Annotated in this window: 11 protein-coding genes; 2 read left to right on the top strand and 9 right to left on the bottom strand. The window is 60.5% G+C overall.

Annotation, left to right across the window (positions count from 1 at the left end; translation table 11 throughout):
* Nucleotides 1-22 precede the first annotated feature (22 nt).
* The 3 genes from ACP_RS07035 to dapA all read right to left on the bottom strand — a co-directional run bounded on the left by ACP_RS07035 (nt 23) and on the right by dapA (nt 3,704).
* Nucleotides 23-1,684 carry a ribonuclease J gene (locus ACP_RS07035; RefSeq protein ID WP_015896602.1) on the bottom strand — a complete coding sequence of 554 codons (1,662 nt, stop codon included), beginning with the start codon at nt 1,682-1,684 and terminating at the stop codon, nt 23-25.
* A gap of 206 nt (nt 1,685-1,890) precedes the next feature.
* Nucleotides 1,891-2,736 carry a 2,3,4,5-tetrahydropyridine-2,6-dicarboxylate N-succinyltransferase gene (locus ACP_RS07030; RefSeq protein WP_015896601.1) on the bottom strand — a complete coding sequence of 282 codons (846 nt, stop codon included), beginning with the start codon at nt 2,734-2,736 and terminating at the stop codon, nt 1,891-1,893.
* Nucleotides 2,737-2,795: 59 nt separating this feature from the next.
* Entirely contained in the window at nt 2,796-3,704 is a 909-nt protein-coding gene (gene dapA, locus ACP_RS07025; protein ID WP_015896600.1) for a 4-hydroxy-tetrahydrodipicolinate synthase, read from the bottom strand.
* Between the two features lie 103 nt (nt 3,705-3,807).
* On the opposite strand from dapA, the gene ACP_RS07020 reads away from it, so the two are divergent.
* Complete coding sequence (locus ACP_RS07020; protein ID WP_015896599.1) at nt 3,808-4,656, top strand: glycosyltransferase family 2 protein; 849 nt, start codon at nt 3,808-3,810, stop codon at nt 4,654-4,656.
* Here the strand turns inward: ACP_RS07020 and ACP_RS07015 are convergent.
* The 5 genes from ACP_RS07015 to nrdR all read right to left on the bottom strand — a co-directional run bounded on the left by ACP_RS07015 (nt 4,653) and on the right by nrdR (nt 9,600).
* Nucleotides 4,653-5,336: a 4-hydroxy-tetrahydrodipicolinate reductase gene (locus ACP_RS07015; protein WP_015896598.1), complete on the bottom strand. Its 684-nt coding sequence runs from the start codon at nt 5,334-5,336 to the stop codon at nt 4,653-4,655. The genes ACP_RS07020 and ACP_RS07015 overlap by 4 nt on opposite strands.
* A 29-nt stretch (nt 5,337-5,365) precedes the next feature.
* Nucleotides 5,366-6,781 carry a lysine-sensitive aspartokinase 3 gene (lysC, locus tag ACP_RS07010; RefSeq protein ID WP_015896597.1) on the bottom strand — a complete coding sequence of 472 codons (1,416 nt, stop codon included), beginning with the start codon at nt 6,779-6,781 and terminating at the stop codon, nt 5,366-5,368.
* Nucleotides 6,778-7,839 carry an aspartate-semialdehyde dehydrogenase gene (gene asd, locus ACP_RS07005; protein WP_015896596.1) on the bottom strand — a complete coding sequence of 354 codons (1,062 nt, stop codon included), beginning with the start codon at nt 7,837-7,839 and terminating at the stop codon, nt 6,778-6,780. Before asd ends, lysC begins: the two co-directional genes overlap by 4 nt.
* 236 nt (nt 7,840-8,075) lie before the next feature.
* Complete coding sequence (locus ACP_RS07000) at nt 8,076-9,101, bottom strand: isocitrate/isopropylmalate dehydrogenase family protein (protein ID WP_015896595.1); 1,026 nt, start codon at nt 9,099-9,101, stop codon at nt 8,076-8,078.
* Nucleotides 9,094-9,600, bottom strand: coding sequence for a transcriptional regulator NrdR (nrdR, locus tag ACP_RS06995; RefSeq protein ID WP_015896594.1), 507 nt, complete (start codon nt 9,598-9,600; stop codon nt 9,094-9,096). The genes ACP_RS07000 and nrdR overlap by 8 nt, the downstream gene beginning before the upstream one ends.
* 206 nt (nt 9,601-9,806) lie before the next feature.
* Here nrdR and ACP_RS06990 point away from each other — a divergent pair, with 206 nt between their 5' ends.
* Entirely contained in the window at nt 9,807-10,091 is a 285-nt protein-coding gene (locus ACP_RS06990) for a hypothetical protein (protein WP_041839375.1), read from the top strand.
* 349 nt (nt 10,092-10,440) lie between these two features.
* On the opposite strand, the gene ACP_RS06985 is transcribed toward ACP_RS06990, so the two are convergent.
* Nucleotides 10,441-12,804: a YncE family protein gene (locus ACP_RS06985; protein WP_015896592.1), complete on the bottom strand. Its 2,364-nt coding sequence runs from the start codon at nt 12,802-12,804 to the stop codon at nt 10,441-10,443.
* Nucleotides 12,805-12,883 lie beyond the last annotated feature (79 nt).

The following is a 12,883-nucleotide window of genomic DNA, read 5'->3' as shown; positions in this document are numbered from 1 at the left end:
CGGCCCACAACGGTGCCTGCGCCTAAATCTCCAGAATCACCGGCATGATCAGCGGCCGCCGGCTGGTGTTCTTCTGGATATAGCGCTTGAGATCGATGCGGATCTTTTCCTTGATGACGCCGTAATCAGCCTTTTCTTCCGCGCTGGACTCTTCGAGCGTGCGCGCCACGACCTGCCGCGCTGTCTCGATCAGTTCCGGGTCGCCGCCGACGAACCCGCGCGAAATCACCTCGGGCTGCCGCTCGACCATGCCTGTCAGCTTGTTGATGGTGAGAATGGGAATCACGAAGCCGTCTTCGCTCAGATGACGGCGGTCACGAATGACCAGATCTTCCACCACATCGGCGGTAGAGCCGGAATCAATGCAGACGCGCCCCGCCGTGACCGTGCCGGTTTTGCGAATGTCGTCCCTGGTCAACTCCACCACATCGCCGTCTTCGATCACCATGGCGAGATCCACCACGCCCATGCTCTGCGCGATTTCCGCATGCTTCTTCAGGTGCCGGTAGTCGCCATGCACGGGGATGAAGAACTTCGGCCGCAGCAGGTTGATCATGAGCCGCTGTTCTTCCTGGCTGGCATGGCCGCTCACGTGAATCAATCCCGCGTGGCCATCGTCAAAGATGACGTGCGCATCGCGCCGGTAGAGATGGTCAATCACGCGATAAATGCTCTTCTCGTTGCCGGGAATCACGCGCGAGCTAAGCAACACGGTGTCGCCGGGCGCAATGCGGGCGTGCTTGTGGTTGTCCACGGCGGCCCGGCTCAGCGCGCTCATCGGTTCGCCCTGCGTGCCGCTGATCAGCACCATTACGTTTTCCGGCGCGTGATCAGCGATCTGCCCAGGGTGGATCAGCAATCCGTTAGGGATGTCGAGATAGCCGAGGTCCTGCGCAATCTCTGAAGACTCCACCATCGACCGCCCGATCACCGCCACCTTGCGGCCGTGATGAAACGCAAGGTCCATGGCGATGCGCATGCGGTAGATCGACGATGAAAAGCAACTGAAGAAAAGCTTCTTCTTCGTGCGCGAGAATATCTCATCCAGCCGCGGCTTCACTGACCATTCGCTCGGCGTATATCCCTGCCGGTCCACATTGGTCGAGTCCTGCAAAAGCAGCAGCACGCCGCGCTTGCCGTACTCGGCAAACTTGTGCAGGTCAAAGGCCTTGCCGTCGGGCGGCGAAAGGTCGATCTTGAAGTCGCCCGTATGCACCACGACGCCCACCGGCGTTTCAATGGCCAGGGCCACGCAATCCACCAGGCTGTGGGTGACGCGAATCGGCTCAATGGTGAAAGGCCCCAGCGTAAAGCGGCCGCCGGGCATCATCTCAATCAGTTCCGTCTCGTCGAGCATCTTGTGCTCTTCGAGCTTGCCTTCCACATAAGCCAGTGTGAACTCGGTGCCGTAAACCGGAACGTTCAGCTCTGAGAGAATCCAGGGCAGGCCGCCAATATGGTCTTCGTGGCCGTGCGTGAGCAGAATGCCGCGCACGTGCTCTTTGTTCTCAATCAGGTAGGTAATGTCGGGCACCACAATGTCGACGCCCAGCAGTTCTGACTCGGGGAACATCAACCCCGCGTCAATAACGACGATATCGTCCTGCCAGCGGAGGGCCATGCAGTTCATGCCGAACTCGCCCAACCCGCCCAGAGGAATGATCTGTAATTTTCCGTTAGTCATGAATTATCTTCGATGCTAGCAGGGTTCCGCCGCCGCTTCGCGAGCCAAAATGCGTTTCGTGGCAGCGAATCCCCCTCCTTTCGACCAAGCAGTGCCCAACCGGCACTTTTGCCCGTATCGTATGAATCTCCGCACCCTGGGGCATCCGGTCGCAAGTGGAAGGGAGTTCTCCCATATCCATTCAGGGAGTGCCGCTCCGAATCGCGCTATCGCAGCAAATCCTCGAGTGCCAGGCTCAGTTCTGTCTTTTCATCGCGATACTTCACAATCACCGGCGTGTAGACGCTCAGGCCCCACTCCGCCCCCATGCCTTTGCCGACGGCGCGGCCGCCGGGAACCACGACCGCATCCTCAGGGATGATGAGAGGCTTGTCGCCTTCCGCGCGAATCACCGTACCGTTCACCACGTCATAGACCGGAGTGCCGCGCGTCAGAATCGTTCCCGCGGCCAGTACCGCGCGCTTGCGCACGATGGTGCCCTCATACACGCCGCAGTTGCCGCCCACGAGTACATCGTCTTCCAGAATCACCGGGTTAGCATTTACCGGCTCAAGCACCCCGCCTACCTGGGCCGCCGCGCTCAAGTGCACGCGCTTGCCAATCTGGGCGCAACTGCCCACCAGCGCATGCGAGTCAATCATGGTGCCCTCGTCTACGTAGGCGCCCACATTCACATACATGGGCGGCATGCAGACCACGCCGGGCGCAAGATAAGCACCGCTGCGCACCGAAGATCCACCGGGCACGACGCGCACCTGATCCTGCGCCGCAAATCTGCGAGCAGGAAAAGTGTTCTTGTCCACGAAGGAAAGATCATTGCCGGACGCCGTCATCTGCCCCAGGCGAAAGCCCAGCAGAATGCCGCGCTTCACCCACGCATTCACGCGCCAGCAGGAAGGAGCCGCCGCGTCTGGCTGCGCCGCACGCACCGTGCCGGCTTCGAGCGCGCTGCGCAGGTCTTCAAAGGCCGCCATGGCCTCAGCGTTGCCTACGGCATCGGCACCGGCGGCAAAATACTTCTCAATGCGGGAGTAAAGATGGTTCTCGGTCACACCTTGAAGTTTATCAATTTGCGAGGCAGGCAGCCGTGAAGCTTTTCGTGCGGGTGCTGCTAGCGCTGCGGTACGGGAGTCTCCACCAGCAGCCCAAGCTCACCTGCCAGCCGCTCAAGCCGCGCGCGCGTGGCAGAGGAGACTGGAGTCATCGGCAGCCGGTAACGCTCCTCAATCCTGCCCATCATGGCCAGCACAGCCTTTACCGGTCCGGGGCTGGTCTCCAGAAAGTTAGCCTGCAGCAGGGGGAAGTACTTGCGATGCAGTTGCCGGGCCAGCGCCCAGTCATTCTGTACGGCTGCCCGCACCATCTCGGCCATCTCGCGGGGAATCTCATTCGACGCTACGGAAACCAGGCCGGCGCCCCCCAGCGCAATGGTGCCGAGCGCCATGTTGTCATCGCCGGAGTAGACCCGAAACGACTCTGGCGCGCGCGTTAGCAGTTCGCCAATCTGCGGCAGATTGCTACTCGACTCTTTGATGGCTGCGATGTTTGGTGCGGCACCCACCAGGCGCAGCACCGTCTCCGGCTCAAGGTTACAGCCGGTGCGGCTCGGAATGTTGTAGAGCACCACGGGCAGTTCAACAGCGCGGGCCACGGCCAGAAAGTGCTCATACAAACCCTGCTGCGTGGGCTTGTTGTAGTAGGGGTTGGCTACCAGAATGGCGGTGACGCCGGGAATCTGCGCTGCCTGCCGCGCATTTTCGACGGCCTGGCGCGTTGCGTTGTGGGTGCATCCGGCCCACACCGGCACGCGTCCGGCGGCTTGTTCGGCAATGATGCGAATCACCCGCAGCCACTCATCATGGGTCAGCGTAGGTGTTTCCGCAGTGGTGCCGCAGGCCACCAGCCAATCAATTCCGCTGGCAATCTGCCAGTCCACCAGCGCGCGCAGCGCCGGTTCATCGATACTTTCGTCCGCGCGAAACGGAGTGATCAGTGCGGTGCCGCAACCAGAGAGGTCCATCACGAAACGAGTCTATCGCAGCCGAGAGAAGCTTGCAGCGGCTTCCGCGGCCAATCTTCATAGCAATGCAAGCGATGAAGGGTAAGATACCTTTTAAGTCGCCATGATCTCAGTGCTGATTCTTACCCGCAATGAAGAGCAGGACCTGCCCGGATGCCTCGCCTCCGTCGCCTGGTCAGACGATGTGCATGTCTTTGACTCCATGAGCACGGATCGCACGGCAGAGATCGCTCGCGAACACGGAGCCCATTTCACGCAGCGCGCTTTTGACAACTACGCCCGCCAGCGCAATGCGGCGCTCGAAACTCTGCCCTTTCGCCATGCCTGGGTCTTTATACTGGATGCCGATGAACGGCCCACTCCCGCTCTGGCCGAGGAGATGCGGCAGATAGCTGCCCAGGCGCCGGAATCCATCGGCGGTTTTCGCATGCGCCGCCGTGACTTTCTGAATGGAACCTGGCTCAAGCACGCCCAGCTTTCTCCGTTCTACATCCGTCTGGTGCGCCGGGGCCGAGCCCGCTACGTGCGCGATGTAAATGAAATCCTTGAAATCGATGGGGAAGTGGGCGACCTGCGCGAGATGCTCGACCATTTCCCTTTCTCAAAGGGCATCACGCACTGGACGCAGAAGCACAATACCTACTCCACCATGGAGGCGCAGGTAGTCGCCGCAGGCGTCAGCCGTACTGAAGCCTCGTGGAAGACAGCCCTCTTCGGCAGGGATTTTCATGAGCGGCGGCGCGCGCAAAAGGCGATCTTTTATGGAATGCCGGGCCGCCCGCTCATCAAGTGGTGCTACATGATGTTTGTGCGCGGCGCGGTTCTCGATGGCGCCGCCGGCATCACTTACGCCAATCTGCAGGCGATATATGAGTACACCATCGTGCTCAAGACGCAGGAGATTATGCGAGGCTCGCAGGAGACACAAGCACGGCAGAAAACCGGAAATTAGCCGAGCTGCGCGGCAATTTCCTGAAACTCCCACACGCCATGCTTGTCGGCAATCCACTCGGCCGCACGCACAGCGCCTTCGGCGAACCCGCGGCGCGAGAAGGCTTCATGATGCAGTTCCAGGCAGTCGCTCTCTGAGCGTGCCTGCACCACATGCAGGCCAGAGGCGTCGCCCTCGCGATGCGAGGTGATCTCCACCTTGAGCTCAGGGTTTTCGCTCTCGAGAATCTGCTTGAGCGTCAAGGCCGTGCCGGAGGGCGCATCTTTTTTGTCGATGTGATGCGTCTCGGTGATCGAGTACTGGTACTGCGGCAGCGCTTTGGCCAACTCGCGTGTCAGCCGGAAGAGCGTCTGCACGCCTACGGAATAATTCGTGCCATAGAGCAGCGCTGCATTCTTGCGAAGCGCAAGGGAGCGCATGTCGTACAGGTGTTGGTACCAGCCCGTGGTGCCAACGACCATCCGCGCGCCGTTGGCCAGGCAGGCCCGCATGTTGGCTACCACGGCTTCTGGAGTCGTGAAGTCAATCACCGCGTCAAAGCCCGCCAGAAACGGCGCCGTCAGGGCTGCGGCGTTGCGGTTTTCTTCCTCGCCCACCACGCGCACGCTGTGGCCGCGTTCATGCGCCACGCTCGCCACCAGACTGCCCGTCTTTCCGCGTCCCAGCACCAGCAACAGCATGGAGTTTCCTTTCTGCTTCTCTATGAGCCTCAGGCCTGTGTCTTGCTGACCGTGTCCAGGTCAAAAATCTCCGGGTCGGCATCGGCAAAGAACTCCGCATGCAGCGCGCGCACGGCTTCTTCTACATCATCCTCTTCGATCATGAAGCTCATGTTGATCTCCGAGGCTCCCTGCGAAATCATGCGCAGATTTACATCCTTGACCGCCGTGAAGACGCGGCCGGCAATTCCATTGTGGCCGCGCACGTTCTCGCCAACCAGGCAGACCAGCGCCTTCTTGCCCTCATATTTCACGTCGGCCAGCTTGCTCAGGTCCGCGGCAATCTCGGGTAGTTTCTCGTTTGAGTCCACGGTGAGCGATACGCTGACTTCAGAGGTCGAGACCATATCGACCGCGCACTTGTGCTTGTCAAAGATGTCAAAGATCGCCTTCAGATAGCCGTGCGACATCAGCATGCGGCTTGCCACCACGTCGATGATGGTCAGTTTCTTCTTCACCGCGATGGACTTGAAGGGGCTGCGGCAGTGCGGCGCCACAGCCGTGATGCGTGTGCCCTCATTCTGCGGGTTGCGCGAATTGAGCACCAGCACGGGAATGTTCTTCTTCACGGCAGGCAGAATCGTGGCCGGATGCAACACCTTCGCCCCGAAGTAAGCCAGCTCGGCGGCCTCTTCAAAGCTGATGGTCTTCACGCGCAGCGCATCCGGGCACATCCGCGGGTCGGTTGTCATGATGCCGTTCACATCGGTCCAGATTTCAATGGACTCGGCCTCCAGGCCGCCGCCGACCAGCGCCGCCGTGAAGTCAGAGCCGCCCCGGCCGAGCGTTGTCGTCACGCCTTCCACTGTGGAGCCGATAAAGCCACCCATCACCACCACACGGCCTTCCTGCGCATGCGGCAGCACATGCTCACGCAGCCGCTCCTCAATCAGTGCATCCTGGGGAATGCCGCGTCCGTGCTGCGCATCCGTGATGATGCAGCGGCGCGCGTCCACGTGCGCCGAGCTGAGCCCGCGATGCGCAAAGCCAGCGGCAATCATGCGGCTGGAGATGCGCTCACCATAAGAGACCACCATGTCATGAATGCGCGGCGTTAATTCGCCCACGGCCGATAGCCCGCGCAGAATCTCATCGAGCGCGGCAAACTCGGTCTCCATCCAGCCTTCGACTTCGCCAATGGCCTCGGCCGGCACCAGCTTGCCCGCGGTTTCGAGATGCCGGTTGCGCAGCCGCGCCGTGATGGCCAGCGCGCCATTGCGGTCGCCGCGCGCCGCAGCTTGCGCCGCGGCAATCAGTTGATCGGTGACCTTGGCCATCGCGCTCACCACCACGATGGGCTGCAGGCCCCGCTCGACTCGTCCGCGCACAATGCCGGCGGTGCGATCAATGGCAACGGCGTCCTCGACTGAGGTGCCGCCAAACTTCATCACGACCAAAGGCTTCATGCGGGGACCGCCGACGGATTCAATTTGCCCAGAGACACCAGCAGTTCAGCATTCAGCAGGGCCGCGCCGGCCGCGCCGCGAATGGTGTTGTGCGAGAGCACGGTAAACTTCCAGTCCAGCAGCGAGCAGGGGCGCACACGGCCCACGGTCGCCGCCATGCCTGCGCCGCGCATGCGGTCCAGCCGTGGCTGGGGACGATCCACTGCCTCGATGGTCTCCACGGGCTGCGCGGGAGCCGTCGGCAGATCGCGCCCGGCCAGCGGAGCAAACTCCTGCCATGCGGCCAGCAGATCTTCGCGCGTCGCTTTACGTTTCAGCTTCACGCTTACGCTCTCGGTGTGGCCATCTTCCACGGCCACGCGATTGCAGTGAGCGGTAATCTTCGCATCCAGCGGATGCACCAGATTCGACTGCAGCTTGCCGAGCAGCCGCAGCGTCTCTTCCTGCAGCTTTTCTTCTTCGTTCTTGATGAAGGGCACCACGTTGCCCATAATGTCGAGCGAGGCCACGCCGGGGTATCCGGCGCCGCTCACGGCCTGCATGGTGCTCACAAAAATGCTCTCGATGCCGAAGCGCTCTTCGAGCGGCTTGAGCGCCAGCACCAGCCCAATTGCCGAGCAGTTGGGATTGGTCACAATGTAGCCACCCGACTGCTTGCGCCATTCCTGCTGCTCCAGCAGGGCAAGATGATCGGCATTGACCTCGGGAATCACCAGCGGCACATCGGCCTGCATGCGGAAGGCGCTGGAGTTCGAAATCACGGCGCATCCTGCGGCGGCAAACTTCGGCTCCATCTCGCGCGCAATATCGGCGTCAAGCGCTGCAAAAATCACCTGGGGCGCGCCCTCGGGCTGTGCGGGCGAAATCTCCATCGCGGCAATGCGCTCGGGAATGGGCGTATCGAGCTTCCAGCGCACGGCATCGCCATAGCGTTTGCCGCTGGAGCGGTCGCTGGCGGCCAGCCACGCCACCTCAAACCAGGGGTGATGTTCCAGGAGTTGAATGAACCGCTGCCCGACCATGCCGGTCGCGCCAAGAATGCCAATCTTTTGCCGCATCGAGTGTAGGGTCCTGCCTGAAGAGAATTGCACCGCTGTTACTTGACAGCTTCGCCACGCCATCGACGGAGACAACGAGCGCTTGTGGGCTATCTATGGCTAATAGTGTAATCGGCGATGCCTTTTCTGTGACCCGCGATTCTTGCGATCCTTCCACCGCAAGCGCAGAAAGGTGCCAAAAAGAGAAAGGTCCCGCACTCGGCGAGACCTCTCCCGGTTGATTTTCCGGTCTGTCTTTAGTTGCCGGCGATTTCCAGCGCCGCGATCACAGCGTCGGCAAAGGCATTCGTGCTGGCGTTTCCGCCTACATCGCGCGTGAGTGTCTTCTGTTCGGTGTAGACCTTTTCCAGCGCCGCGTGCACGCGGTCGGCCGCCTGGTCCTCGTCCAGATGCCGCAGCATCAGGATCGCCGACTGCAACAGCGCGGTCGGATTTGCGATGTCCTTGCCGGCAATGTCGGGCGCGGATCCATGCACTGCCTCAAAGATGGCTGCGTGCTCGCCCAGGTTGGCTCCGGGCACCAGTCCAAGGCCGCCCACAAAGGCCGAGCAGAGGTCGCTCACAATGTCGCCGTAAAGATTCTCGAGCAGCAGCATGTCGTACTGGTAAGGATTGGTGACCAGTTGCATGCAGGTGTTGTCGACGATGTGCTCCCCGTAGGCGACTTCCGGATACTCCTCGGCGATTTTGCGGGTGCAACGCAGAATCAGGCCGTCGGTGAGCTTCATGATGTTGGCCTTGTGGATGCAGTGAATCTTCTTGCGCCCATGCTTGCGCGCGTAGTCAAAGGCAAAGCGCGCAATGCGCGTGGAGCCTTTTTCCGTGACGACTTTCAGGGCCGTCGCCACGCCGGGAACAATCTCCTGCTCCAGGCCCACATAGAGCCCCTCGGTGTTTTCGCGAATGATGATCAGATCCACACCGGGATAGTTCGTCTTGATCCCCGGCAGATTCTTGATGGGGCGAAAGTTCGCATACAGGTCAAACTTTTTACGCAGCGTCACGTTGATCGAGGCAAAGCCGCCGCCCACCGGCGTGGTCACGGGGCCCTTCAGCGCGACGCGGGTGCGCTCCACCGACTCATAAAGGTCATTGGGAATGTAGGTCTTGAACTTCTCAAACGCTTCAGCTCCCGCCGCATAGCGCTCCCAGGCAAACTTGAGGCCCGTTGCTTCCAGAATCCGGATGACTGCCCCGGTCACTTCCGGGCCAATGCCATCGCCCGGAATAAGAGTTACTGCATGTGTTTTCTGATTATTCATCTTGTGCGCTGCCTGCTTTGCCGGTTCTTCTGCGGCTGAGGGGTTCTTTTGAGGTCAGGAGCTGTTCCAGCTCTTCCTTGAATTCGTTGACGTCTTTGAAGTCGCGATAGACGCTGGCGAAGCGGATATAAGAGACCGTATCAAGCTGCTTGAGCTTTTCCATCAGCAGCAGGCCAATCTCGGTGGTGCTGCGCTCGCGCTCCGCCGAGTCCATCAGGTAAGCCTCGGTCTCATCCACCAGGTTCTCGAGTTTCGTCGCCGAGATGGGGCGCTTCTCGCAGGCGCGCAAGAGGCCGGAGAGCACTTTGTGCCGGTCAAACTTCTCGCGGCGGCCATCTTTTTTCACCACCATGTAGGGAATTTCGTCGATGCGCTCATACGTGGTGAAGCGCTTGTTGCAGCGCTCGCATTCACGCCGTCTTCGAATGGAATCCGCTTCTTTGCTTTCGCGGGAATCCACGACGCGATCCTGGGCAAATCCGCAATATGGGCACTTCATGGGCTTAAATCCGATACTACCAGTTTCAATGCGGCCTGCTGTGATCGGGAACACGTCTTGGTGTCAAGAAATCTGAATGCCCTGAAGGTGTTATGTCATTGCGACTCCTGTGCCATGCAGTCCCCCGGCTGTTGAATGCTGCCCTCCGGGAAGTGGTATGGCCAGCTCGCCGCCTCGGGCGCAGGATGGTTTCAGTGAGGTTGGTTATGCACTTTGTCATGCAGTTTCAGGGGATGATTCTGGGGGTGGTTTTCCTGGGAATGATTGTGACCCCGGCCATTGTCGCCGCGCGTAGCGGCAAAGAAGAGTCGCAGCCCGAAGCCATCCATGAAGATGTGGCCGAAATCAAGGCCCAGCCAGCTCGCCCGCTCCGCAGTGCGGCGGCCCGCTCGCAGGAAGTGATCATGCCCATCTCGAAGGTGCAGGCCGCCCCGAATTACACCAGCACCGTGCTGCCCATCCATGGGCGCATGGGTATGGCCGGCCGCTAGAAACCGATTGCCCTCTTCTGCCACCAGAGCAGTGGGCCTGTGAATTGCGTTCTTTCTTCTGACTCCGTTCTCCTCAAAAGCCGCCTTCGGGCGGCTTTTGCGTTTCAGCCAGCCCCCCAGGCGTATCTTGCCCCATTTCCCTATTGCTCCCGTCAGCCAGATCTTGCCTTTGCTCACTTGTTAGCCTCTGAGGGCCTTGTTTCCGCAGCTCGATCAGCAAATGATGAGGCAAATCGGCCGCGCACTGCGCTTCGGCGCGCAACCTGGCGCCTTGAGACTTCGCCGGCTACGCAAAGCAAAAGCCCGTCCGGTAAGGGACGGGCTTTTACGATTTGCGTACTGCTGTTGGCTAGGTTGTGGTGCGGGACTTGACCACGACGAACTGCGCCGGAGTCGGCTTGTTGCTCGTGTCCACCAGGTTCGGGTTGATCGTCTCAGTATCCTTCAGCGTGGAAGAGTTCACGATATGCACCAGGTTATCCCCCGTGGTGCTTACGAAGAACAGGCTGCCATCGGGGCTGAACGCTCCATCAATCGGTGCTCCCGCGCTGCCGGAGAGCTGCACATTGCTCAGGGTCCCCTGCTGCTTGGCCGTGGTGGAGGGCTGATAAGCCGGCAGCAGGCCGTTCGCCGAGGTCGACTGGTACGTAACAAAGGCCACCGAGGAATCCGGCGATGTTACCACCTGATCAATCTCAGAAGGCGTGATGCCGGTAAACGGTGTGCTGACCGTGTACGGATAGAGCGTGAAGCCCGTGCTGGTGGTAGCCGTCGGTTGCGGGCAGGCGCCTGTCGGCGGCCCCAGCGTCGTTTGCCCCGCGTCAGAGAACACCCACATGTCCTGAATGCCAGTGTCGGTCGCGCCGATCATGTGCTCGCCATCCGGCGTTGCCCCGATGTGATCCGTCGCCACCCCCACGCTTGCGGCCTGCGGGTAATAGACCGGCGGAGTCACCGTGGTATCCGGGCAGAAGCTGTATGCGTTAGTCGCGCTGCCGGTGACGAAGGGGCCTTCCTGCGGCACCATCAGCGCCAGGTCGCGACCGCAATACGGGTCAGTGCTGGCGTTGCTGAATACCGGCGTGCAGCTTGTGCTCTCGGTGTTGTTGATGGGGTAGGTAGCCCAACCGGTATTGATGTTGTGTACGTACAGAGCGTCAGGCCCGGTGATATAGACCGTCTTGCCGTCCGGAGAAAACTCCGCATGTGTGGCCAGTCCGGCAATGCTGGTGTTGGTGCCGGTGGTAATCGAATAGAGGTAGATCACCTTGCGCAGTTGATCGTTGATGACCAGTTGCGTGTTGTCCGCCGAGGCGGCCAGTACCACACCCGGTACGGATACATCTTGCTTTGAAAGCGAGTTGCTGTTGGTGCTGAAAACCATCAGCTCGCGATAGCTGCCCAGGTAAAGGTCATTCGCGCCCGCATCTGCCACCATTGAGTTGGGCACATAGGGCAGTTGCACGCTGCTGGCTGTGGTCCCGGTCGTCAGGTCAACAGAGCTGACATATTGTGAATTTGTGGAGGCCATCCAGACTTTCTCGCTGGCCCGTCCCGGAGCATTAATGGTGAGGTCATTCGAAACAATCGGCAAGCCCGTTCCATAAACGCCAATCTGGTTGATCGGAGCCGGGTTGCAGGTCGTCGGCTGGCAGATGGCATTGATGATGGCCGTGCTCGGGAAGTTCTCCGTGATGGCGCCCGTCGAGCTGACCTGCAGGTTTTGCGGCTGCGTCGAGCTGTAGTCGAGCGACACACCCGTGATCTTCGCCCCGTTCTTGTCCGTCAGCGTCGCATTGACCGTTGGCGAGGAGTTGGGCGTGATCGTGACGTTGGTCGATCCATTCACGTTGAGTGCAATTTTGGTAGGCGGGCAGGTATAGAAGTAGCCAGCGGCCGAACTGGAGCCCGCGACCGAAGCCGTGATCAAGGTCGAGCCCGGATACTTCGCCGTCACCGTGCCGTTCGCGTTCGAGCTGCTGGTCGAGGATGTGGCGTCGGTCGTGTTGTTGATCGTGACGACATCCGGGTTCTCGGCCGTGTAGGTAATGGTGCCCACGTCGCTCTGCGGAATCGTTCCATTGGAGCCGGAAACTGAAGTCGCGCTGAGCAGCGTGATCGGGTTCCCACTGGAATCGCTGACCGTGGTTCCCTCTGAAAAGCAGCCAGTCTGCGTGGCCGAAGTGGGAGTGATGACGATCGACGTTATGGGTGGATGGACGTAGACATTCACCGGATTACTCGCGACTCCGGCCCCCGTCGCAGTCACCTGGGTCACACCGCAGGCAGAGTTGGGAGAAGCCGTGGAGCCGCAACTTCCTTCCGAGGCTCCGCTCGGCGGAGTGCAGACGGTATAAGGCGCCACCAGCCCCTGGCTGTAGCGGTTCCAGGTGCCTGCGCAAACCACACCCGAGGGCGAAATATCAGCCAGCGTCGGGTTCAGAGATCCATACGTATAGCTCGTAACGGTCTCAGGATCGTTGTTGCAATTGAATGCGGCCGGCTCGTTCACCGACTCCGTCTGGCCCCACGCCAGCGAGATGCCGGTCGTCTGCGGGCCCATCGTCACGTAGGCGACCTGGTTGGTCTGCAGACCATACGCGTGGCCGTTTTTCAAGCAATAGTTGTTAGTGTTGTGCCCGCACCCTGCGATGGAGAGTCCAACCGGTAGCGAAAAACAGAGCAAAACAATCAGGACAAAAAACCGCTGCATGCAACCTCCCCGTCCGCACGCTTCCGCGCAGACGGTCTCTTACCGCCTCAGAATAGCCGGGTGCCCTTAAGATAACAGG

It is taken from the genome of Acidobacterium capsulatum ATCC 51196 (genome assembly GCF_000022565.1).
Lineage (GTDB): Bacteria > Acidobacteriota > Terriglobia > Terriglobales > Acidobacteriaceae > Acidobacterium > Acidobacterium capsulatum.
Note: the sequence above shows the minus strand (reverse complement) of the source record. Positions and strands in the feature narration are given on the sequence as shown.